This window comes from Rahnella sp. ATs2 (genome assembly GCF_051851855.1).
In the GTDB taxonomy this organism is placed as follows: Bacteria; Pseudomonadota; Gammaproteobacteria; order Enterobacterales; family Enterobacteriaceae; genus Rahnella; species Rahnella variigena.
Genome location: NZ_JBLYPL010000019.1, coordinates 57,606 through 80,207, shown reverse-complemented (window position 1 = coordinate 80,207; position 22,602 = coordinate 57,606). Strand labels below are relative to the sequence as shown.

Sequence of the window (22,602 nt, the reverse complement as noted above, 5' to 3'; positions counted from 1 at the left end):
GTTATGTACCATGACAGGTTGCACAACACATTGAGATAAAACCGAGAACGCGTCAGGCACGGGTTGAAACCACCGGATAAATCGCCCCGAGCAAAGTTTCGCGGCTGGCACCTGTGACGGAAGGCAGATTACCCGACTGACCCGATAAGGTTCTGAACGCCAGCCAGGCAAACGCCAGTGCTTCCATATCATCACCGCTGATCCCGCAGGAATCCGTGGTACACACTTCCGTGCCCGGCAGCATGGCTGACATGCGCGTCATTAGCAGAGGATTACGCGCACCACCGCCACAGACCATCAGACGGTCGCATCCGCCAGCTAATTGAACCTGCTCGGCGATACTGACTGCCGTGAGCTCAGCCAGCGTGGCCTGCACATCGGCCGGAGAAGTTTCGACTGCACGCGCCAGCTGCTTTTCCAGCCACGCCATATTGAAGTATTCACGACCGGTGCTTTTTGGTGCCGGTTCAGCAAAGTACGGGGCGGACAACATTTGCTGCAACAGACGTAAATTCACCCGTCCCTCATTCGCCCACTCCGCGCCTTTATCATAAGGCTGCGCTTTATGACGCCAGATCCACGCATCCATCAGCATATTGCCCGGCCCGGTGTCGTAGCCGCGCACCGGCTGTCCCGGCAGTAGCATTGAAAGATTCGCAATGCCGCCGATATTAAGGATCATTCTGCGCTCAGCCGGATCAGACAGCAGGGCCTGATGGAAGGCCGGAACCAGCGGCGCACCCTGCCCGCCCCACGCCATATCGCGACGGCGGAAATCTCCGACAGTAGTAATGCCGGTCATGGCAGCAATGCGGTTGTTATCGCCCAGTTGCATAGAAAACGTGGTATCACCTTTAGGCTGATGCCAGACCGTTTGCCCGTGGCAGCCAATCGCGGTGACTTCTTCCGGTGAAATATCGGCACTTTTCAGCAGCCCTAAAATGGCCTCACCAAATAATATCCCCAGCTGAGTATCGAGCTTGCCTACCTCTTCCAGCGTCACCTGCTGTCCCTGGCACATGCCAAGAATAGCGTTTTTCAATGCAATGGGAATGGGATGCGAGTAGCTGGCCTGTTGCGCGACCAGACGCTCGTCGATGGCAGCCAGCACAACATCCACGCCATCAAGACTGGTGCCGGACATCACGCCGATATAACGACCTGACTTCATAGATAACATCCTCAACTCCCGGAAAACATCCGACAAAAAGTAATAGTGACAGAGTAATCGGTATAGGAAGCATTGCGCCATGAGTTACTCAGTTTTTATTACACCCTGTGATGGCTTCGTGTTTTTCTTGTTAAGAATTTTATTTTTTAAAAACAGACTGGCGATAAATCGGCCAATAACAACATTCAGGGTGAAGATATTTGATCGCACTCACTGCTGTCTAAAACTTAAACCTGCGTTTATTATTAGTTGAACACGCCTCCTGTATACTTGGAGAAAGTGAAGTAACTATGGTATACGACCACCCTCGACACTGATGTTGAACTGTGTACTGTTTTTTCTCTGTTGTTGTGGCTAGTCTGAAAGCCGTACAGCAGCATAAAAAAGGAGCTATTTATGATTAAGCGTTTACTCGTCGTCGCACTTGCTGGCATTTCTCTTACTGGCTGCGTCAGCGATAACTCACTGTCTGGCGACGTTTACTCCTCGTCTCAGGCGAAACAAATTCAACAAGTGACCTACGGGACTATCGTTTCTACACGTGCGGTACAAATCCAGGGCGGCGATGATTCAAACATCGTCGGCGCACTCGGTGGTGCAGTTCTGGGTGGTTTCCTGGGTAACACGGTTGGCGGCGGTACGGGTCGTAGTCTGGCAACGGCTGCAGGCGCAGTTGCCGGTGGCGTCGCAGGTCAGGGCGTGCAGAGTTCTCTTAACCGTTCTAACGGTGTAGAACTGCAAATTCGTCGTGATGACGGCACAACTATTCAGGTTGTCCAGAAAGCTGGCGCGACCAAATTCAGCGTAGGTCAGCGTGTCAGCATGGCGAGCAGCGGCAGCACCATTACCGTTTCCCCAAGCGCCTGATGCATACTGCTGGCAAATAACTGAAGCGCAAACAAAAAACCGAAGCCACTGGCTTCGGTTTTTTTTGTGTAGAGCAAATATGACGCTGTGTGACAAAAATAGATAAAAACCTGTTCTTATGATTTGCTTTGCAATGCAGCAATATTTTTTTCCAGCCGGGATAACATCCCGCCCAGTTGTTCGATTTCTGAAGAAGACATGCCAGACAAAATTTCTTTGCGCGTGGAATCGATAACCGACTCCATTTCATTAATGATTGGCGCGGCTTCTTCAGTCAGCTTGATGCGCTTAGCACGGCGATCGCTCGCACAAGTCTGACGGGTAATCAGTTTCTTTTCTTCCAGTTGATCCAGTGTACGCACCAGAGACGGCTGCTCAATTCCGATGGCTTTTGCCAGCTGAATTTGAGACTGCTCCGGAGGCAACATGTTGATATTGTGCAGTGTTACCCAGTGTGTTTGCGTGAGTTCCAACGGCTTTAACCGATCGTCAATCAACGCACGCCAGGCACGAACTAATCGTGCTAGATCTGACCCCAGATTCGATTCCAATTATCCCCTCCTTATAATTAGCATGCTAAGATAACTCCCCAGAGTTTAGCTTAGTTTTAGGAACTTTAATCGAGAAATTACAATTCTATATATAATGGTAGGTACTATTGCATCCGGGAGCGGAATCTCCGCTTTCAGATTTAATCTTGTTTATAACACAATCACCGGCAGAGATTAATATTGTGAATGCGCAAATGTTTCACTCAGGCTTCCCGCTACCGGATCTGGTCCTGGGTGCCTCACTTTATTTCCCCCCGATGTTCAAAGCGCTTTTACTGGGGCTGGTATTCTGGCTTCTGATACACCGACTGCTGCGCGACTGGATTTATTCTGGTGAAGTCTGGCATCCCACCCTGATGGATTTATCTCTTTTCGTTATCTCTATTTGTGCCGCACTGATACTTATGGTGAACCTCTGAAATGAAATTCAAGACCCTCAAATATTTCTCGACAGTGCTGGTTTTCGCCGTCGCAATTTGCGCCGGTTGGTGGATGTGGAATTATTATATGCAGTCGCCGTGGACGCGGGATGGCAAAGTACGCGCCGAAATTGTGGATATCACACCGGAAGTCTCCGGGCGGATCACAGCAATAAATATCCACGACAATCAGTTTGTTAAAAGTGGCGATCCCCTGTTCAGTCTCGATCCTGTGCCGTTTAAAATCGCCGTCGCTAATGCCGAAGCTGAAGTGGCGAAAGCGGCAGCTGATTTAGCCAAAGCCAATCATGAAGCCCAACGACGTCGCGGCCTCGGCACCAACGTTATTTCCGCTGAATCCTTAGATGAATCAAATATCAGCGCCAAAGCGATGCAGGCACAATATCAGGCTGCGCAGGCGTCATTAGAACAGGCGAAGTGGAATCTGAGCAAAACCACTATTGTCGCGCCGACTGACGGTTATATCACCAATCTGCAAACCCGCAGAGGCAACTATGCTACCACCGGTACGCCGCTGGTCGGGCTGGTGGATATCCATTCGTTTTATGTTCTCGGATATTTCGAAGAAACCAAACTCAAAAATATTCGCGAAGGAAATATGGCGGATATTACCCTCTTTAACGGCAATATTCCGTTGCAGGGTCGCGTCGAAAGTATTGGCCGTGCGATTTATGACCAGAGCCTGGATACCCAGGAAGATTTACTGATGAACGTAAAACCGAATGTACCCTGGGTTCGTCTTGCGCAGAGAATACCGGTGAGAATTAAGCTTGAAAATGTACCAGAGCATGTTGTTCTGGTGGCCGGAACGACCTGTACGATTTCCGTGCGTAATTAAGGTTTCGTCGTGAATCTTTCCTGGCTCGAATGGAAAAACACCCCGTGGGGAAAAGCCACCGGCGGCCAATGGCGGTATGCCTTGCGCAACTCCATTGCGATGATACTCGCGCTGTATATCGCGTTTGAATTCCAGATGGACGAACCTTACTGGGCGCTGACGTCCGCCGCCGTGGTCAGTTTCCCGACCGTGGGCGGCGTCATCAGTAAAAGTATCGGCAGGATTATTGGCAGCTTGCTGGGTGCCATGGGCGCGGTATTTATTGCCGGACATTGTCTGAACGAGCCGTGGCTGTTCACTTTCGCCATCGCGGCCTGGCTGGGGATTTGTACTTATGTCTCCAATCATTATCAGAACAACGTTTCTTACGCGTTTGCTCTGGCGGGATATACAGCAGCCATCATTGCGTTCTCAACGGTAGACGTCACAGATCCGACGCAGATTTTTGATATCGCTCAGGCTCGTGTGGGAGAAGTCGTCACCGGTATTTTGTGCGGTGGTTTTATGATGATGGTGCTGCCCAGCACCTCGGACGGCGACGCACTGCTCACCTCATTGCGTAAAATGCATACCCAGTTACTGGAACATGCGCAGCTGTTATGGCGCACAGAAATCTCCGACCAGATCCGCACCTCGCACGAAGGATTGATCGGGCAGATTCTGACCATGAATCTGTTACGCATTCAGGCCGTCTGGAGCCATTACCGCCTGCGTCGTCAGAATAATGTGCTCAATTATCTGCTTCATCAGCAGTTGCGCATGACCAGTTATATTTCCAGCTTGCGCCGCATGTTGCTTAACTGGCCGACTCCGCCGGAAAACCTGACTGAAGTGCTGAGCGTTTTGCTTGATGAATTGCGCAAGCCCGATACTGATAAATACAAACTGTCGAAAATTCTCCAGCATATTAAACCTCATGACACCTCGGATTTTCGTCATCAGGCATTCTGGCAGCGGTTACGTGACTTTTGCTGGCTGTATCTGCGCAGTGAACGCTGGCTGCGCCGTGTGGAAAACGCCAATGTGGCGGAAGCTGAAACACTCCAGCCGCCCAAAATCAGCCATCTGGCGCAACACACCGACACGCTGGAAGCCGCGTATAACGGACTGCGCACCTTTTTGTGTATTGTGATTGGCTGCGCTTTCTGGATGAGCACACAGTGGGATTCAGGCGCGGGTGCGGTGGCGCTGACCGCTGTCAGTTGCGTGCTTTATTCTTCGACGGCCTCCCCTATCAGCAGCGTCACTCTGTTAATTAAATCGCTGGGCTTACTGTTTGTCGGCTGTTTTCTGCTCAAGTTCGGGCTGATGGTTCAGATCGACAACTTTTGGGTATTCTGCGCTTTCTTCCTGCCGATGCTGGTCACGATGCAGATGATGAAATTGCAGTACAAACGTTACGCCGGTTTGTGGGGACAAATGATTGTCTTCATGGGATCGTTTTTAGCGGTCACTAACCCGCCGGATTTCGACTATCAGTCATTTATGAACGACGGCGTGGCCAAGATTGCCGGTGTGATGCTGGCGGGTATCGCGTTTCAGGTCCTGAGGCCAAGTTCGGATAAACGTAAAAGTCGCCGCATCATCCGCGCCCTGCGCCGTGATTTTATGGATCAGCTCAGCCGCAAACCTTCGCTAAGCCATTTCCAGTTTGAATCGCTGATTTACCACCGGATGAATCAGCTCAGTCAAAGTAAAGATCAGCTCTCCCGCACCTGGCTGCTGCGCTGGGGCGTAGTGCTGCTCAATTGCAGCCACATTGTCTGGCAGTTACGTGAATGGGAAACCCGTTCGGATCCACTTTCCGCGGTGCGTGACGTGTGTATTCATTGCCTGAAAGGCGTCATGACAGAACGCGGGGTCAGCCACGAAAATCTGGATGCTACGCTGACGGAGCTACTGCGGATGAGCAATTCACTGGCGCATCACCCTGAACCGGCGGCGCGGGAACTTGCAGGGGTAATCTGGCGTCTCTATTGCTCGCTTTCTCAATTGCAGCAAGCCATTTCTTCGGATGAGGGTCCTGCAGCGCCGGTGGTCACTGCCACCAAACCTGCCTGACCTTTCTGTGCTTAATGCTTCAGGCTGCGGATATGCAGCCTGAAGCAGAAGCGATTAAGGAACGTCGTAGCCCAGAGCAGCTTTACGAATGCGGAACCATTGCTGACGGGTCATGTCCAGTGACAATGATTTACAGGCTGATTTCACACGTTCAATTTTACCCGAACCGATAATCGGCAGAGGCTGAGATGGCAGACGCATCACCCAGGCGTAAACCACCTGTTCGATCGTATCGGCACCGATTTCGTTTGCCACCGCCTGAAGTTCGTCGCGCAGCGGCTGGAACTCTGCGTCGCTGAACAAACGACCGCCACCCAGGCAGGACCACGCCATCGGCTTAATACGCAATTGCTGGCAGAGATCTAAGGTGCCATCGAGGATCGCCGGCTGATGGATCGGGGAAATTTCCACCTGATTCGTCGCCAGCTGGAACGGCAGGCGTGACTGCAACAGGCTGAACTGAGCCGGAGTAAAGTTAGAAACGCCGAAATGTTTTACTTTGCCGCTTTTATGCAGTTGCGTGAATGCCTCAGCCACTTCATCGGCATCCATCAGCGGATCCGGGCGATGGATCAGCAGCAAATCCAGATAATCGGTATGCAGATTACTTAGCGATTTCTCGGCACGTTCCACGATGTACTTTGTATCTGTAATGTAGTGACCGATTTTGTTATCAGGATTGGCCCGTGTTGCTATGCCACATTTACTGACCAGTTGCATTTTTTCGCGAAGGGAAGGCTTGAGTCGCAGAGCCTCGCCGAACGCGGCTTCGCACTGATAATCTCCGTAAATATCCGCATGATCGGCCGTGGTGATGCCCAGCTCAATATGCTGTTCCATGAAGGCCAGAATCTGTTGCGGCGTCATGTTCCATTCCATCAGACGCCAGTAACCGCAAATCAATTTTGAGAATACTGGGCCTTGAGGAGAAATCAGGGTACGCGCTTCCATTTTGAATCCCTTAAGTTTTTGATTTTCGACCGACAGAATACACAACGCCTGCGGCGCTGTATTGATGCGGGGCGTAAGAATTACAAAGAAGCAGACAGCCGTCACGACGCTGGCGGCCGGGATGAAAAATCAGAACAATTCCGGTTGTTCCGGCAAAGGTTCGTCGGGTTGCTTTCCGGCCCGCTGCTGACGTAAAAGACGCTGCTGGCATAACCGCAGAACATGGCGCTTTTCCGTATCCGTCATTTTCATCCAGCCGAAACGTTCCTCACGGCTGCGCAGGCAACCGCGACAATAACCGCGTTCATCGGCCTGACATATGCCACGGCACGGACTGGGGATTTCGAAAAACTCAAGTTGCTGGGCCACGCGTCCTCCGTAAATAACGGTGAACTTTTATTCAAGACGTTTTCTGTTCATCCTGCAAGAGGATCTGCAAAAAGGCACAGGGCGCGTAGTCAGGCAGAGGCCAGATACGATAGAAAGAGGCATTGCGAAACGATCGTGTAGCGGGAATTATGTTCCTTAATGCCATAACGATCAGTCCATTAAATCCGGAGTTATTGAAATGACCAAGCTTTTCACCCCCATTGTTGTCGGCAAAAATACATTGCCTAACCGTGTTTTTATGGCGCCCCTTACCCGCCTGCGCAGCATCGAACCGGGTGACATCCCTACCCCGCTGATGGGCGAATATTACGCGCAGCGCCACAGTTCCGGCCTGATCATTACCGAAGCTACTCAGGTTTCCTTCCAGGCGAAAGGCTATGCCGGTGCGCCGGGTCTGCACACGCCAGAACAAGTGGCTGCGTGGAAAAAAATCGTCGCAGGTGTGCATCAGAAAAATGGCCACATTGCGGTTCAGCTTTGGCACACGGGCCGAATTTCTCATAACAGCGTTCAGCCGGATAACCAGACGCCGGTTGCGCCTTCTGCTGTGAATCCTGAAACCCGCACCAGCCTGCGCGATGAGCAAGGCCACGCCATTCGTGTCGATTGCCCGACACCGCGCGCGCTTGAACTGAGCGAAATCCCGGGGATCATCAACGATTTCCGCCACGCGGCAGAATGTTCTGCAGAGGCTGGTTTTGATTACATTGAGCTGCATGCGGCGCACGGTTACCTGTTGCACCAGTTCATGTCTCCGGCATCTAACCTGCGTGAAGACGAATACGGCGGCAGCATTGAAAACCGTACCCGCCTGACGCTGGAAGTGGTCGATGCCGCTATCGGCGCTATCGGCGCAGACCGTGTGGGTATCCGTATTTCACCAATGGGTCCGTTTAACGGGCTGGATAACGGTGAAGATCAGGAGCAGGCAGCTATCTATCTGCTGGATGAGCTGAACAAACGTAAACTCGCTTATCTGCATATTTCTGAACCTGACTGGGCAGGCGGTAAACCTTACTCGGCTGAATTCCGTGCGGTGATCCGCGCTCATTATCAGGGCGTGATTGTCGGGGCCGGCGCTTATACCGCTGAGAAAGGCGAAGAACTTATCGAAAAAGGTTACATCGACGCCGTGGCTTTCGGTCGCAGCTATATCGCTAACCCGGATCTGGTTGAACGCCTGAGATCCCACGCTCCGCTTAACGATCCACAACCAGAAACCTTCTACGGCGGCGGTGCTCAGGGTTATACCGACTACCCGACGTTGTAATGATTAAAAAAGAGTAACACCATCCTTGCAGCAGAAGAGGCCCTCCTTCTGCTGCTTTTTTTGGTCAGGCCTTCAGCAACTGAGCGTCGTTTTACAGACAAAATGGTCTCTATCAGTTAGGCTTGAACCGATAATTCTCATCCTGCAAATAAAGAGGAACCTATGCGTTTACTCCATACCATGCTTCGTGTTGGCGATCTGCAACGCGCAATCAGCTTCTATACCGATGTGTTAGGCATGCGCCTGCTGCGCACCAGCGAAAACACCGAATACAAATACTCCCTGGCATTCGTCGGTTACACCGATGAAAGCGAAGGCGCAGTCATTGAACTGACCTACAACTGGGGCGTTGACAGCTACGACATCGGCACCGCTTACGGGCACATCGCTCTGGGTGTCGATAACGTGGCACAAACCTGTGATGACATCCGCAATGCGGGTGGCAAAGTGACCCGTGAAGCCGGTCCGGTTAAAGGCGGCTCCACCATTATCGCCTTCGTTGAAGATCCGGACGGTTACAAAATCGAGCTTATCGAATCCAAACATGCGGGCCAGGGTCTGGGCAACTGATCCCCTTGAATGTTGAAAGGGGCGCAAATGCGCCCTTTTTTATTGCCCAATTTTTGCCGCAGCCCTGCAACGGACGGCAAAATTTGTCATAATGCGCGCTGAATTCGATGAAGATAAGAAACTAATGGCCGAGAATAGTGACATTAACGCCCTGAGAGGCCGTTTTCGTGGTTTTTATCCGGTAGTCATTGATGTTGAAACTGCCGGATTTAATGCCCAAACCGATGCGCTGCTGGAAATTGCAGCAATCACATTGAAGATGGATGAGGACGGCTGGCTGCAAAGCGATGAGACCGTGCATTTCCACGTAGAACCTTTTGAAGGTTCGGTACTGGTGCCGGAAGCGCTGGCGTTTAACGGTATCGATCCGACCAACCCGTTGCGCGGCGCAGTCAGTGAATATGAAGCCCTGCACGAGATTTTTAAAGTCATCCGCAAAGGGATGAAAGAGCAAAACTGTAACCGCGCAATCATCGTGGCGCATAACGCCAACTTCGATCACAGTTTTCTGATGGCGGCAGCCGAGCGCGCCGGGCTGAAACGTAACCCGTTCCACCCTTTCGCCACATTTGATACTGCGGCGTTAAGCGGACTGGTGCTCGGGCAAACGGTGCTGGCAAAAGCCTGTATCAGCGCGGGAATGGTGTTTGACAGCAGTCAGGCTCACTCTGCACTGTATGACACAGAACGCACTGCTGAGCTGTTCTGTGAGCTGGTGAACCGCTGGAAGCGTCTTGGCGGCTGGCCGTTGCCCCTGACCGCAGAAGAAGCGGAAGACGAAACCGTGCAGCAGGAAAATCAGCAGTAATCCGCACGGCTGGCTGGATCCAGACATAAAAAAGAGCGACGCAATGTCGCTCTTTTTGTTTTCACCCTCCTCAAAGGACGGCGGCCTTCTTAGAATTACTCTTCAGAAGATTTGTATTTTTCAGCAGTTTCTTTAATCAGCTGCTGCAGTTCGCCGCGCTGGAACATCTCAACCACGATGTCACAACCGCCGACCAGTTCGCCATCAACCCACAACTGCGGGAAAGTTGGCCAGTTAGCAAACTTTGGCATTTCTGCGCGGATATCCGGGTTCTGCAAAATATCAACATAAGCAAAACGTTCGCCACAGGCTGAAAGCGCCTGAACAGCCTGAGCGGAAAAACCGCAGCTTGGCAGCTTTGGAGAACCTTTCATGTAAAGCAGGATCGGGTTTTCAGATACTTGCTTCTGAATTTTTTCAATAGTTGGAGTAGTCATTTCTTGCTTCCTCAAGCCGGTACAGGCTGTCACGGTCATTACTCATCACGCGCGGCACCCAAAAACGGTGCGCAAACACAATACTTTCTATTGTAACGACGCCAGCCATCAGATAAAAACGCCATTTTTTGTGGGGTCTTTCTCAATACTGGCATTTTATTAAACAATTTTTGGCGGCTGCGCTGAACATCACATATTTAAAGATTCATCGAGAATAACATTTTTGCCGTTCGACGATAATGTCAGATTTGCCAAATCGCATTCTTTATCTCAAATATTAACCTGATGAAAAATGGTTATTTTTTTGACTAAAAATGGCGGATATTTCGACATAAAAAAAGCTATTAACTTTTTCTCACAATATGATCTAGAATCGAGTCAATTCGTGCTTTTTTGTCGGGTTCTTTTAGGCAATACTCTGACATCCCTGATGTTTAACCCAACCACTCATGGTAACGAAGCTATGCGCTTACTGTTCACGCTTTTTGTGCTGCTCTTTACCCAGCTGTTTCTTAATATGGCTCATGCGTCGCCACAGACCCGCGTCTCTGCCGATCAGCGAAAGAGTCATGTTAATTCCCTGACGCCGGAAGAACGGCGAAAGCGAAAGACAGTGGCGGCGAAAACCAGTAAAAAAACAAAAGTCGCACCGGTGACAGAGAAAAAGACTCAGGAAAAAGCATCAAAATCGAAGAAGGTCAGCAGCACCGAACTGGTCAAACGCAAGACAACTTCTGAGAAAAGCGTAAAAACGACCCGGGCCGAAAGCAAAAAAGAAAAAACACTCAGGACAACGCGGGCCGAGAAAAAGACAGATAAAGCCACTAAATCACGAGCGCTTGCCAAAAAAAGCAGTGAAAAAATCAGCAAGAAAGAAGCGTATGGCCGACACCGTAAAGGTAAAAAATTACGCGAAGAAGACACCAAACCTATTACGCTGAGTGCGACACATAAAAAACGCTATCAGCACGCACAACAAACGGCGATGACTAAGCTGATGCACCAGGTCGGCAAACCTTATCGCTGGGGAGGAACTTCTCCGAATACCGGTTTTGATTGCAGCGGTCTGGTCTATTACGCTTATAAAGATTTGATCCGCATTAAAATGCCGCGCACGGCAAACGAGATGTACCACCTGCGCGATGCAGCGCCGGTGAAACGTGGCGAACTTGAAAGCGGTGATCTGGTGTTCTTCAGAATCAACAACCGCGGCGCAGCGGATCATGTGGGTGTTTATGTTGGCAACGGCAAATTCATTCAGTCGCCAAGAACCGGTGAAGACATCAAAATCACCTCACTGGGCGATGATTACTGGCAAGACCACTATGTTGGCGCACGTCGGGTGATGACCCCACAAACAATCCGATAATAAACAATTCGTTAAGTCTGAAGTTTCGCTAATCAGCCATTGAATAGCACTTAACGAAGAGTTTCTGCAGGGAAGAGTATCGGCGGTAACGGTCACTGCGTAAAATTGAAAAGGGCGATTCCTGTGAAAGGTATCGCCCTTTTTTGTTGCGTCTCACTACTGTCTTAGTGCCAGATTAGTTCATCACTGCCGTGAAGCTGAAAGCGATAATCATGAGCAAAGCGCATACCGTGGTGATCAACGATAATTTCAGGTTGCTGTCCATCAAACCCCCTTTCGGATCAAGTTGTGGCGTTTCTTTTAGCCACACTAAATGTGTGCCAACGCATTTTCGCATAATTCACTTTTAAAATCTTCTGCTGAATGAAAATGTGAACATGACAATTTTACTTCCACTTTCATGCATTATAAGAGAAAATTGTCGGTTAACACGCCTGTGTGCCGGTCGATTTCACCCGAGAGCATTTCACGCCTCATTCTGAAGAATCCACCCAATGATTACACTGCCCTTTTAGATGTCCGCAGTGTAATCAGCGCAAGCAAACGATTAACATAATGCTAACGTGCTGAAGCACGGAAGTTCAGGAGTCATTCTTTACATGGCAACGATTAAAGATGTCGCAAAGCGCGCTGGCGTTTCCACTACAACCGTGTCGCACGTCATCAATAAAACACGTTTCGTCGCCGAAGAAACCAGGGAAGCAGTGCTGCTTGCCATTAAAGAGCTACATTATTCGCCGAGCGCCGTAGCCCGTAGTCTTAAAGTGAATAACACCAAGACAATTGGTCTGCTGGCAACCTCCAGTGAAGCGCCCTATTTCGCCGAGGTGATTGAAGCCGTAGAGAACAGCTGCTTCTCCAAAGGCTATACGCTGATCTTGTGTAACTCGCACAACAATCTGGAAAAACAACAGGCCTATCTGCAAATGCTGGCGCAAAAACGCGTCGATGGTCTGCTGGTCATGTGCGCGGAATACCCTGATGAATTACTCAATATGCTTGAAGAGTATCGTTCGATTCCTATGGTGGTGATGGACTGGGGCGAAGCGCGTAAAAACTTCACCGACAGCATTATCGACAATGCTTTCGAAGGCGGATATATGGCCGGACGCTATCTGATCGAACGCGGGCATCGTGATATTGGCGTAATCCCGGGACAACTCGCGCGTAACACCGGCGGCGGTCGTTTCCAGGGTTTTGTCAAAGCGCTGACGGAAGCCAATATCCCGCTTCGCGAAGAATGGGTGGTTCAGGGCGATTTCGAGCCGGAGTCAGGTTATCAGGCGATGCATAAGATTCTGATGCAGAAACAACGCCCCACCGCCGTCTTCTGCGGGGGTGATGTCATGGCGATGGGCGCAATTTGCGCCGCTGATGAACTCGGATTGCGCGTCCCGCAAGATATTTCGGTGATTGGTTACGATAACGTGCGTAATGCGCGGTACTTCTCTCCGGCACTGACGACCGTGCATCAGCCGAAAGAACGGTTGGGTGAGATGGCCTTTACTATGTTACTCGACCGCATCGTCAGCAAACGTGAAGAATCACAGACCATCGAGGTGCATCCGAAACTGGTTGAGCGTCGTTCGGTGGCCGATGGCCCGTACCGCGACTATCGCCGTTAATGTTTGCCTTTAATCTTTTATAACGCCTGCTTTTGCAGGCGTTTTATTTCTCAGTCCCGCAACCATTCACGGTTCATCGTTTCTGTATCACCCATATATTCCAGCAACCACGCCAGTGAAGGTGACGGATTACTCTGGTCCCACGTGAGGCAACACGGGCTGTCAGGGAAGGTATTCTCCAGCGCCAGAACCTGCAATGTCTGCTGCTCAATGCGATGGCTCACGCGATGTACCGGCATCATTCCCACACATAAACCTTCACTCAGACATTCAAGCGCGCAGGTCCAGTCCGGCACAACCAGACGCCGCTGGTTATCGAGTGTCCAGGTATCACGCTTAGGCAACGTCCGCGAGGTATCTTCAAGACACAATGCGGGATAAGGCCTGAGCTGGTCATCACTGAGCGCACCCGGTAACTGCGCCAGCGGATGCTGCGGGCTGACCACGCAGTGCCAGTCCATAAACCCCATGTCGCGAAAACTGAAACGACCACCAACCGGTATCGCCCGCGTCGCACCGATTGCCACATCAGCACGTCCGTCAACCAGTGCGTCCCACACACCATTAAACACTTCGGAATGAATAATCAGCTCCGTATCAGGAAAATGACGATAGAAATCCAGCACCAGTCGCCGGGTTCTTGCCGGTTTAACAATTCTGTCGACAGCAATACGTAACTCGCCCCGCCAGCCGTTGGCAACCTGCTGACATTGGCGTCTTGTAGCTATCATTTTTTTTATCAGAACCCGCGCTTCATCCACGAAAACTTTGCCCGCTGGCGTTAAAACGACGTCGCGGTGTCGACGTTCAAACAAGGGCACCGCCAGCCATTGTTCGAGCTGACGAACGGTGTAGCTGATGGCAGAAGGGACCCGATGTAGTTCCTGTGCCGCCGCACTGAAGCTTCCGGTTCTTGCCACCGCATCAACGACTTCCAGAGCGTATTCTGACCACATATTTTAGCCTTCAATATTTTTGATAGCAGAGTGCAAATATTAACGTTTCACAACGCTGTTATCAAAGCGTTAAAATCTGCCTCCGAACAGATCCCTGCATCAAATCATCTGCAATAAATAAATTAACGAGATAATAATGAAACCCTCCTTTGGATTTATGCTCTATCTGGCTGGCCTGAGCATGCTCGGCTTTTTAGCCACAGATATGTACCTTCCTGCGTTCAGCGCAATGCAAATTAGCCTGATGACCAGTCCGGGAATGATCAGCGCCAGCCTGAGTATTTTTCTCGGCGGATTCGCCATCGGACAATTGCTGTGGGGACCGCTGTCAGACCGCATTGGCCGCAAACCGGTTTTACTGCTGGGCCTGACACTGTTTGCCGTCGGCTGCCTGGGCGTGATTTGGGTCGAGAACGTGCGCGCCCTTCTGGCGCTGCGTTTCTTACAGGCCATGGGCGTCTGTGCCGCCGCAGTGACCTGGCAGGCAATCGTGGTGGACCGTTTTTCAGCGGATGTCGCTAAAAAAACCTTCGCCAGCATTATGCCTTTAGTGGCACTTTCGCCGGCGCTGGCTCCTTTGCTTGGCGCCTGGGTGCTCAATCATTTTGACTGGGAAGCGATATTTGCCCTGCTGACTGCGGTCGCCGCCCTGTTGCTTATCGCCACCTTCACGCTGCGGGAAAATAAGCCGGCAGAACACAAATCTGACGAAAAAGCGGGCTTTGGCACGTTGCTGAAGTCGCGCGTTTACAGCGGTAATGTCATGATTTACGCTGCCTGTTCCGCCGGTTTCTTTGCCTGGCTGACAGGTTCGCCGTTTATTCTGAGTGATATGGGTTATTCGCCGGGCGTGATTGGCCTGAGCTATGTTCCGCAGACCATCGCTTTCCTGCTCGGTGGTTTCGGCTGCCGGTTGCTTATCAGTAAGGTAGATGGGAATAAAATTTTACCCTGGCTGCTGACAGGATATGGTCTGAGTGTTGCGGGTCTGTTCTGTGTTGCCATGTTCACTGATGCCGGGTTGGTGAGCTTGTTGATCCCGTTCTGTTTCATGGCTTTGGTGAATGGCGCAATCTATCCAATTGTTGTGGCAAATGCATTAATGCCATTTCCTGCTAATACAGGGAAAGCGGCTGCGTTGCAAAATACCCTGCAATTGGGATTGTGTTTCCTCGCCAGTTTGCTGGTTTCCGCATTTATTGCGCAACCATTAATAGCGACAGTCACCACCATGCTGTCTACACTATTGTTGGTAGTTTTGGGCCGGTGGATGTCTGTGCGGCACAAAAATCCGCAATATACAGAGCAAAAGTCGGAGCAGGAAGCCTGAGTAAGCCTTGAAAGTTAATCGTTATAATGACCATAAGTTACAATCACTTACTGGTCATTTTCATTCGTGACGATTAACTATTGAGAATGCCTGCCGGCGAGCCTATACTCAACAAAACCCAATAAAATAGCATTTTTACAAAACTTTTATTACATACTTAAACCGGACGCGCGGAATGCGTCACACTATTTTTTCTGGTACGTTTTTCAAGGATGATTTTCCTGCGTGACTTGTGCCCGCAGGCGTTCTTCTAAATTTCCTCTGTTGGTGTCGGATATCGGACGAGGCGCTAGTCGTCTGTTCTCATAAAGACCTGCAAAAAATAGCCTTTGCTTTTCCCGGCAGGTTAATAAGTCAGAAGAGAAAGTGATGGAGAAGCTATGAGTTCATCGTGTATAGAAGACCTAAGCATTCAGGATAATCAGTGGTATCGGATAGCCAGTGAAATGCTGGCGATGGCAGACATCCAGGTAAATGGTAATCGCCCTTTCGACCTTAAAGTAAAAAACACTGACTTTTTTAAGCGTGTTTTACAGGAAGGTTCTCTGGGTCTGGGTGAAAGCTATATGGATGGTTGGTGGGAATGCGACCGCCTTGATATTTTTTTCCAGCGTGTTCTCCGTGCAGGTTTGGAAAATAAACTCCCCCACCATTTTAAAGACACTCTGCGGGTAGCCGCGGCACGCCTTACCAATTTGCAATCGCGTAAACGTGCATGGATTGTCGGCAAAGAGCATTATGATTTGGGCAACGATTTATTCACGCTGATGCTCGACCCGTATATGCAATATTCCTGTGGCTACTGGAAAGAAGCAACAACGCTGGAAGAAGCGCAGGAAGCCAAACTCAAAATGATCTGCGATAAACTGCAATTAAAACCGGGGCAGCGTTTGCTCGATATTGGTTGCGGCTGGGGTGGATTGTCAGAGTTTGCAGCGCGTAATTATGGTGTCAGCGTTGTAGGTGTCACTATTTCCGCAGAACAACAAAAACTCGCGCAAAAAAGATGTGAAGGACTGGATGTCACGATCCTTTTACAGGATTACCGTGACCTCAACGATCAGTTTGACCGGATTGTGTCGGTCGGGATGTTCGAACATGTCGGTCCGAAGAATTATCAGACTTACTTTAATGTCGCCAAACGTAATATCAAACCTGACGGCATTTTCCTGCTGCACACTATTGGTTCTAACAAAACAGATCTTAACGTCGACCCGTGGATTGATAAATATATCTTCCCTAACGGCTGCCTGCCTTCAGTTCAGCAAATTGCGCAAACCAGCGAATCTTTGTTTGTAATGGAAGACTGGCACAATATTGGCGCGGATTATGACCGTACCCTGATGGCGTGGCATGAACGTTTCCAGAAACACTGGCCTGAACTGGCAGAAAAATATGGCGATCGTTTCCACCGCATGTTCACGTATTATCTCAATGCCTGTGCAGGGGCATTCAGGGCTCGTGATATTCAGCTCTGGCAAGTGGTATTCAGTCCTGAAGGCGTTGACGGCGGAATGCGCGTTCCACGTTAACCCTCATTAACAGCAACTAAACGACATAAAAAAACCGGACCTGAAAGTCCGGTTTTTCTTATTTGCAGTCTCTGGAAAATATTTGGCTGAAAATGATGTTATTCAGACTTCTCGATCATGGCTTGCGCGGTAGCAATTGCAGCTTCACGGCTGGCCAGAACGCGTTCGACCGTATCGACAATGGCCTGAGTCTGCGGGTCGATTTCGATATTGATTTTATCTCCCAGACGTTTAGTCCCCAGCGTGGTACGTTGCAACGTTTCCGGAATTAAATGTACGCAGAAACGAGTACGGGTAACTTCGCCGACGGTCAGACTAATACCATCAATGCCGATATAACCTTTATGTAATACATACTTCATCAGATCTTCATGTGGCATACGGAACCAGATCTGCCGGTTATTTTCAGATGTCAAAATCTTCGCCACTTCCGCGGTACAAATAATATGTCCCGACATCAGATGGCCGCCGATTTCATCATTGAAACGCGCAGCACGTTCCAGATTCACAGAGTCGCCGACGTTGAGATCATCCAAATTGGTCAGACGAAGCGTTTCTTTGATCAGGTCGAAGCTGACCAGGTCACCATTGACCTCTGTCACCGTCAGGCAGCAGCCATTATGAGAAACAGAAGCACCCAGTTGCAGATTGTCGAGCATATCTTCCGGCATGCGAACAACGTGGGTTCTGAAATTAGGTTTTTCGTCGATCGATACGACGGTTCCGGTTCCTTGAATAATTCCGGTAAACATAGCCTTTCCTCAATTCATAAGTCTGTTGTATTAAAAACGACACTGTTGTCAGTTTGCCGCAGATTTAATGGAAAGCCAAATCCTCACGGGCAGAAATAGCACGGTCTGCTTTCATTTCATTATTTAACCGCTCGTTAACAGCTTTGTTTGCTTAAAAATACCGACAATGTACAATCTTCGGACTATTTCCCACTCTTTATGGCCACCCTTCGTGGCGTTTTTTATTCAATATAATCAACAAAAAAAGGTGTATCTGTGCAGAAGTACCTTGCAGAGGCGCGGATTTTATTAGCGCTTGCCATTCCGGTCATCCTTGCGCAAATCGCTCAGACTTCCATGGGCGTTGTCGACACCATAATGGCCGGTTCGGTCAGTGCCACGGACATGGCCGCCGTCGCCGTCGGGACCTCCATCTGGTTGCCCGCGATCTTATTCGGACATGGTTTGTTACTGTCCCTGACGCCAACCATCGCGCATTTAAACGGTGCCGGTCGTCGTGACAAAATTGGTCATCAGGTTCAGCAGGGATTCTGGCTGGCCTCCGGCGTGTCCGTGCTGGTCATCGCCGTACTCTATCACTGCGACCATATCCTCGGCCTGATGCACAATATTGACCCGGAGCTGAAAGAAAAGGCTGTCGGTTATTTGCATGCCATCATGTGGGGCGCACCTGGTTACTTGTTCTTCCAGGTGCTGCGCGACCAGTGCGAAGGCTTGTCCAAAACCAAGCCGGGGATGGTATTTGGCTTTATCGGTTTACTGGTGAATATTCCCGTTAACTATATTTTCATCTACGGTAAATTCGGCGCGCCTGCCCTTGGCGGTGTCGGCTGCGGCGTCGCCACGGGAACCGTCTACTGGGTAATGTTCTTTATGATGCGATTTTATGTCCGTCATAACCGTGCCCTGCGTGACACTCAGCCTGTTTCGCGTTTTGCCAAACCCGACTGGGCGACACTACGTCGTCTGTCACAACTCGGCCTGCCGATTGCACTGGCATTATTCTTCGAAGTCACGCTGTTTGCTATCGTGGCCCTGCTGGTTTCTCCGCTGGGTATCGTGGCCGTGGCCAGCCATCAGATAGCCCTTAACGTCGGCTCACTAATGTTTGTCGTACCGCTTTCACTCGGTGTGGCAGCGACGATTCGGGTGGGTTCAAAGCTTGGGGAATCTTCCGTTGAAGGTGCGAAAGTCGCCGCTTATACCAGTATCGTCACCGGTATTCTCATGGCCTGTTGTACCGCGACGACGGCAATTTTGTTCCGTGAACACATTGCCGCGCTGTATAACGACAGTCCCGAAGTGGTGATGCTGGCCTCGCACCTGTTGATTTTTGCGGCGTTGTTCCAGATTTCAGACGCCATCCAGGTGATTGGCAGCGGTATTTTGCGTGGCTATAAAGATACACGCTCTATCTTCTATATCACGTTCATCGCCTACTGGGTGCTGGGACTGCCGGTCGGATACATGCTGGGCCTTACCGATTTGCTGGTGCCGAGAATGGGACCAAGTGGTTTCTGGTGCGGATTTATTCTGGGACTGACCTTTGCGGCGCTAATGATGACCCTGCGCATGCGCTGGTTGCAGAAGCAACCGTCCTACACTATTTTGCAAAAAGCCGGTCGCTGATCCTCTGCTCTCACCCACGCGCTGAAATTTTCACCTGGAAGCGCGTGGTGTTTAGGGTCTGCATAGTGGCCGTTATGCCTAAAAAAACAACGCAATGCGCATTAGCTCGACAGTCACGCACAATATGACAGGAAAATGTCTTTTTTCCCTTGCCAGTGTTCAGAGAGGTCGTTAATATTCGTCCCCGTCGCCAACACTGGCTGACAGACAGAAAAACGATGCGTCCGTAGCTCAGTTGGTTAGAGCACCACCTTGACATGGTGGGGGTCGGTGGTTCGAGTCCACTCGGACGCACCAATTTTCTCGCAGTACCGTTGCATGATGTGCGTCCGTAGCTCAGTTGGTTAGAGCACCACCTTGACATGGTGGGGGTCGGTGGTTCGAGTCCACTCGGACGCACCAAAGCAACGTTCTCTCTTGCCTCTCTGATGTAAACCTGATTCGCTTCCCAATACTAAAATCCCAGAACCGTTCTGCCTGATGTTCTTCAGTGCTCTTCAACGACATCTGTTTGTATTTTTTTACGATTATTTGTTACTTGTGTCATTTGCGATCGCGCGGTGAAAAAAATGTTGTGACCTGCTGACTGATACGCTGCCCGCATTGGTTGAATTCAAAACAACGTTCCGATATCTCTCCTAAGCTTGCGCAACATCACGTTTTTTATTTGGTTTCCCACCCCGTTCCCCTCTATAATACGCATCGTCTCTTCGATTGAATGGTTTCAGCCCCTTGATCTGTCGATATCGCCCTAATAAAAGCGTGACTACTCCAGTAGCGATGATAAATCGCACAAATCGCTATGCTTTGGCTGAACTTACTACACCATTCCTTTCACAGTCTTCTACGCTTAGTAATGATTTGATTCAACCAGGCACCATCTCAATTCCGCGCGGGCAGCTCTGCTGTCAGGCAAACACTTTTCCATTCCATCACAACTTGTAGATAAAATCGTCATGAAAAAGACCAAAATTGTTTGTACCATCGGCCCGAAAACCGAATCCGAAGAAATGCTGACCAAACTGCTTGATGCAGGCATGAACGTTATGCGTCTGAACTTCTCCCACGGTGATTATGAAGAGCACGGTCAGCGCATCCAAAATATCCGCAACGTGATGGCGAAGACCGGTCACAAAGCGGCAATTCTGCTGGACACCAAAGGTCCTGAAATCCGCACCATGAAACTGGAAGGCGGCAAAGACGCTTCTCTGGTTGCGGGTCAGACTTATACCTTCACCACTGATCAAAGCGTTATCGGTAACACCCAGCGCGTGGCTGTGACCTATCAGGGCTTCGCAGCTGACCTGAAAATCGGCAATACCATTCTGGTCGATGACGGCCTGATCGGTATGGAAGTGACTAACGTCACTGAAACCGAAGTGACCTGTAAAGTGCTGAACAACGGCGACCTGGGCGAGAACAAAGGCGTTAACCTGCCAGGCGTTTCTATCGCCCTGCCAGCGCTGGCAGAAAAAGACAAACGTGATCTGATCTTCGGTTGTGAGCAAGGCGTTGACTTCGTCGCGGCTTCCTTCATCCGTAAACGTTCTGACGTTCTGGAAATCCGCGAACACCTGAAAGCACACGGTGGCGAGCACATCCAGATCATCTCCAAAATTGAAAACCAGGAAGGCCTGAACAACTTCGACGAAATCCTCGAAGCTTCTGATGGCATCATGGTTGCCCGTGGCGACCTGGGCGTTGAGATCCCGGTTGAAGAAGTTATCTTTGCGCAGAAGATGATGATTGAGAAATGTAACCGCGCCCGCAAAGTGGTTATCACCGCTACGCAAATGCTCGATTCCATGATCAAAAACCCACGCCCTACCCGCGCTGAAGCAGGCGACGTGGCTAACGCCATCATCGACGGCACCGATGCTGTCATGCTGTCTGGTGAAAGTGCGAAAGGTAAATACCCGCTGGAAGCTGTGACTATCATGGCCACCATTTGTGACCGTACTGACCGCGTAATGCAAAGCCGCATTGATGGTCAGAACGACAACCGCAAACTGCGTATTACTGAAGCCGTTTGCCGCGGTGCGGTAGAAACTGCTGAGAAACTGGATGCGCCACTTATCGTTGTTGCAACCAGCGGTGGTAAATCTGCTAAAGCTGTGCGTAAATACTTCCCGCATGCCACTATCCTGGCTCTGACCACCAATGAAATCACAGCACGTCAGTTAATCCTGACCAAAGGTGTTGTGACTCAGTTGGTGAAAGAAATTGCCTCTACTGATGATTTCTACCGTATCGGTAAAGAAGCCGCTATCGAAAGTGGTCTGGCTCAGAAAGGCGACATCGTAGTGATGGTTTCTGGCGCACTGGTTCAGAGCGGCACAACAAATACTTCATCGGTGCATGTTGTTTAATTAAAAACGTGACCAGGAGCATTAATGAACGCCGCGAAAAGTGGCGTTTATTTATTCAAAAAGTATCTTGTTTCATAAAAAGTGCGAAAAGCGGTCGTAGCAAAATTGGGATAAGTCCCATGGAATACAGCTGTTTTCGCTGCAATTTTTAACTTTTTCGAAAAAAAAGATGCTTCTTTGAGCGAACGATCAAAATATAGCGTTTACCGACAAAAAATTATTCTCATTAGAAAATAGTTTGTGTAATACTTGTAACGCTACATGGAGATTAACTTAATCTAGAGGGTTTTATAATGAATCGCACTAAACTGGTACTGGGCGCTGTAATCCTGGCTTCAACTATGCTGGCTGGTTGTTCAAGCAATGCTAAAATCGACCAACTGTCTTCAGACGTTTCTACTCTGAACTCTAAAGTTGACCAACTGAGCAACGACGTGAACGCAATGCGTTCTGACGTTCAAGCAGCTAAAGACGATGCAGCTCGCGCTAACCAACGTCTTGACAACCAAGCTCACGCTTACAAGAAGTAATATTTACTTCTCTAGTTCAATGGCGCACTCAGTGCGCCATTTTTTTTGCCTGCGATTTGTCCTCCCCTACCTTCTTTCAACGCACCTAACCTTCATCAACACTCATTCGTAAAACACTCTCTATGGCACGCCTGAACGACTGACATAAAAAAAGGA

The 22,602-nt window shown here is 50.0% G+C and carries 23 protein-coding genes and 2 tRNA genes; 16 read left to right on the top strand and 9 right to left on the bottom strand.

Features of this window, described 5'->3' with window-relative positions; genetic code table 11:
- Positions 1 to 52: 52 nt before the first annotated feature.
- Complete coding sequence (gene anmK / locus ACJY2G_RS19515; RefSeq protein ID WP_439292007.1) at positions 53 to 1,171, bottom strand: anhydro-N-acetylmuramic acid kinase; 1,119 nt, start codon at positions 1,169 to 1,171, stop codon at positions 53 to 55.
- Positions 1,172 to 1,567: 396 nt separating this feature from the next.
- Between anmK and ACJY2G_RS19510 the strand changes: the two genes are divergently transcribed.
- The gene (locus tag ACJY2G_RS19510) at positions 1,568 to 2,038 is read left to right on the top strand and encodes a glycine zipper 2TM domain-containing protein (protein ID WP_112287927.1); all 471 of its coding nucleotides are present in this window, start codon (positions 1,568 to 1,570) and stop codon (positions 2,036 to 2,038) included.
- A 116-nt stretch (positions 2,039 to 2,154) separates the two neighbouring features.
- Here the strand turns inward: ACJY2G_RS19510 and slyA are convergent, their stop codons facing one another.
- Positions 2,155 to 2,589 (bottom strand): transcriptional regulator SlyA, encoded by a 435-nt coding sequence (gene slyA, locus ACJY2G_RS19505; RefSeq protein WP_112287928.1) that lies wholly within the window; start codon positions 2,587 to 2,589, stop codon positions 2,155 to 2,157.
- Between the two features lie 194 nt (positions 2,590 to 2,783).
- Here slyA and ACJY2G_RS19500 point away from each other — a divergent pair, with 194 nt between their 5' ends.
- From ACJY2G_RS19500 to ACJY2G_RS19490, 3 genes are read left to right on the top strand one after another with little or no spacing between them, the layout of a single operon-like run.
- Positions 2,784 to 3,008 (top strand): DUF1656 domain-containing protein, encoded by a 225-nt coding sequence (locus ACJY2G_RS19500; protein WP_112288005.1) that lies wholly within the window; start codon positions 2,784 to 2,786, stop codon positions 3,006 to 3,008.
- Position 3,009: 1 nt separating this feature from the next.
- Positions 3,010 to 3,867: an efflux RND transporter periplasmic adaptor subunit gene (locus ACJY2G_RS19495; RefSeq protein ID WP_120161802.1), complete on the top strand. Its 858-nt coding sequence runs from the start codon at positions 3,010 to 3,012 to the stop codon at positions 3,865 to 3,867.
- Between the two features lie 9 nt (positions 3,868 to 3,876).
- A complete protein-coding gene (locus tag ACJY2G_RS19490; protein ID WP_279919147.1) occupies positions 3,877 to 5,928 on the top strand; it encodes an FUSC family protein in 2,052 nt (683 codons plus the stop codon).
- A gap of 54 nt (positions 5,929 to 5,982) precedes the next feature.
- Here ACJY2G_RS19490 and ACJY2G_RS19485 read toward each other — a convergent pair whose 3' ends face one another.
- Both ACJY2G_RS19485 and ACJY2G_RS19480 read right to left on the bottom strand, forming a co-directional pair.
- Positions 5,983 to 6,879: an aldo/keto reductase gene (locus ACJY2G_RS19485; protein WP_430319807.1), complete on the bottom strand. Its 897-nt coding sequence runs from the start codon at positions 6,877 to 6,879 to the stop codon at positions 5,983 to 5,985.
- A gap of 129 nt (positions 6,880 to 7,008) precedes the next feature.
- Positions 7,009 to 7,248, bottom strand: coding sequence for a DUF1289 domain-containing protein (locus ACJY2G_RS19480; protein WP_112287932.1), 240 nt, complete (start codon positions 7,246 to 7,248; stop codon positions 7,009 to 7,011).
- 193 nt (positions 7,249 to 7,441) lie between these two features.
- On the opposite strand from ACJY2G_RS19480, the gene ACJY2G_RS19475 reads away from it, so the two are divergent.
- The 3 genes from ACJY2G_RS19475 (at position 7,442) to rnt (ending at position 9,917) form a co-directional block, all read left to right on the top strand.
- The gene (locus tag ACJY2G_RS19475; protein ID WP_112288006.1) at positions 7,442 to 8,539 is read left to right on the top strand and encodes an alkene reductase; all 1,098 of its coding nucleotides are present in this window, start codon (positions 7,442 to 7,444) and stop codon (positions 8,537 to 8,539) included.
- A 162-nt stretch (positions 8,540 to 8,701) separates the two neighbouring features.
- Entirely contained in the window at positions 8,702 to 9,109 is a 408-nt protein-coding gene (gloA, locus tag ACJY2G_RS19470; RefSeq protein WP_112287933.1) for a lactoylglutathione lyase, read from the top strand.
- Between the two features lie 91 nt (positions 9,110 to 9,200).
- Positions 9,201 to 9,917: a ribonuclease T gene (rnt, locus tag ACJY2G_RS19465; protein WP_430319808.1), complete on the top strand. Its 717-nt coding sequence runs from the start codon at positions 9,201 to 9,203 to the stop codon at positions 9,915 to 9,917.
- Positions 9,918 to 10,012: 95 nt separating this feature from the next.
- On the opposite strand, the gene ACJY2G_RS19460 is transcribed toward rnt, so the two are convergent.
- Together ACJY2G_RS19460 and ACJY2G_RS19455 are read right to left on the bottom strand one after the other, a co-directional pair.
- Positions 10,013 to 10,354, bottom strand: a complete 342-nt coding sequence (locus ACJY2G_RS19460; protein WP_015697793.1) for a Grx4 family monothiol glutaredoxin — start codon at positions 10,352 to 10,354, stop codon at positions 10,013 to 10,015.
- On the bottom strand, positions 10,335 to 10,463 hold the full coding sequence (locus ACJY2G_RS19455) for a hypothetical protein (protein ID WP_279630510.1): 129 nt from the start codon (positions 10,461 to 10,463) through the stop codon (positions 10,335 to 10,337). Before ACJY2G_RS19455 ends, ACJY2G_RS19460 begins: the two co-directional genes overlap by 20 nt.
- A gap of 354 nt (positions 10,464 to 10,817) precedes the next feature.
- Here ACJY2G_RS19455 and ACJY2G_RS19450 point away from each other — a divergent pair, with 354 nt between their 5' ends.
- Complete coding sequence (locus tag ACJY2G_RS19450; RefSeq protein ID WP_430319834.1) at positions 10,818 to 11,723, top strand: C40 family peptidase; 906 nt, start codon at positions 10,818 to 10,820, stop codon at positions 11,721 to 11,723.
- A 175-nt stretch (positions 11,724 to 11,898) separates the two neighbouring features.
- Here the strand turns inward: ACJY2G_RS19450 and cydH are convergent, their stop codons facing one another.
- Entirely contained in the window at positions 11,899 to 11,988 is a 90-nt protein-coding gene (cydH, locus tag ACJY2G_RS19445) for a cytochrome bd-I oxidase subunit CydH (protein ID WP_122095584.1), read from the bottom strand.
- 334 nt (positions 11,989 to 12,322) lie between these two features.
- Between cydH and purR the strand changes: the two genes are divergently transcribed.
- Positions 12,323 to 13,348 (top strand): HTH-type transcriptional repressor PurR, encoded by a 1,026-nt coding sequence (gene purR, locus ACJY2G_RS19440; protein ID WP_112287937.1) that lies wholly within the window; start codon positions 12,323 to 12,325, stop codon positions 13,346 to 13,348.
- A 50-nt stretch (positions 13,349 to 13,398) separates the two neighbouring features.
- Here purR and punR read toward each other — a convergent pair whose 3' ends face one another.
- Positions 13,399 to 14,304, bottom strand: a complete 906-nt coding sequence (gene punR, locus ACJY2G_RS19435) for a DNA-binding transcriptional activator PunR (RefSeq protein WP_430319809.1) — start codon at positions 14,302 to 14,304, stop codon at positions 13,399 to 13,401.
- A gap of 136 nt (positions 14,305 to 14,440) precedes the next feature.
- Between punR and punC the strand changes: the two genes are divergently transcribed.
- Positions 14,441 to 15,634 carry a purine nucleoside transporter PunC gene (punC, locus tag ACJY2G_RS19430; protein WP_430319810.1) on the top strand — a complete coding sequence of 398 codons (1,194 nt, stop codon included), beginning with the start codon at positions 14,441 to 14,443 and terminating at the stop codon, positions 15,632 to 15,634.
- 380 nt (positions 15,635 to 16,014) lie between these two features.
- Positions 16,015 to 17,166, top strand: coding sequence for a cyclopropane fatty acyl phospholipid synthase (gene cfa / locus ACJY2G_RS19425; RefSeq protein WP_120161795.1), 1,152 nt, complete (start codon positions 16,015 to 16,017; stop codon positions 17,164 to 17,166).
- Positions 17,167 to 17,264: 98 nt separating this feature from the next.
- Here the strand turns inward: cfa and ACJY2G_RS19420 are convergent, their stop codons facing one another.
- Entirely contained in the window at positions 17,265 to 17,918 is a 654-nt protein-coding gene (locus tag ACJY2G_RS19420; RefSeq protein WP_430319811.1) for a riboflavin synthase subunit alpha, read from the bottom strand.
- A 255-nt stretch (positions 17,919 to 18,173) separates the two neighbouring features.
- Between ACJY2G_RS19420 and ACJY2G_RS19415 the strand changes: the two genes are divergently transcribed.
- The 5 genes from ACJY2G_RS19415 to ACJY2G_RS19395 all read left to right on the top strand — a co-directional run bounded on the left by ACJY2G_RS19415 (position 18,174) and on the right by ACJY2G_RS19395 (position 22,446).
- The gene (locus ACJY2G_RS19415) at positions 18,174 to 19,547 is read left to right on the top strand and encodes an MATE family efflux transporter (protein ID WP_120161793.1); all 1,374 of its coding nucleotides are present in this window, start codon (positions 18,174 to 18,176) and stop codon (positions 19,545 to 19,547) included.
- Positions 19,548 to 19,767: 220 nt separating this feature from the next.
- Positions 19,768 to 19,844 (top strand) — tRNA-Val (locus ACJY2G_RS19410).
- Positions 19,845 to 19,872: 28 nt separating this feature from the next.
- Positions 19,873 to 19,949 (top strand) — tRNA-Val (locus ACJY2G_RS19405).
- Positions 19,950 to 20,503: 554 nt separating this feature from the next.
- Positions 20,504 to 21,916 (top strand): pyruvate kinase PykF, encoded by a 1,413-nt coding sequence (gene pykF / locus ACJY2G_RS19400; protein ID WP_112287943.1) that lies wholly within the window; start codon positions 20,504 to 20,506, stop codon positions 21,914 to 21,916.
- 293 nt (positions 21,917 to 22,209) lie between these two features.
- Positions 22,210 to 22,446, top strand: a complete 237-nt coding sequence (locus ACJY2G_RS19395; RefSeq protein ID WP_056773575.1) for a major outer membrane lipoprotein — start codon at positions 22,210 to 22,212, stop codon at positions 22,444 to 22,446.
- Positions 22,447 to 22,602 lie beyond the last annotated feature (156 nt).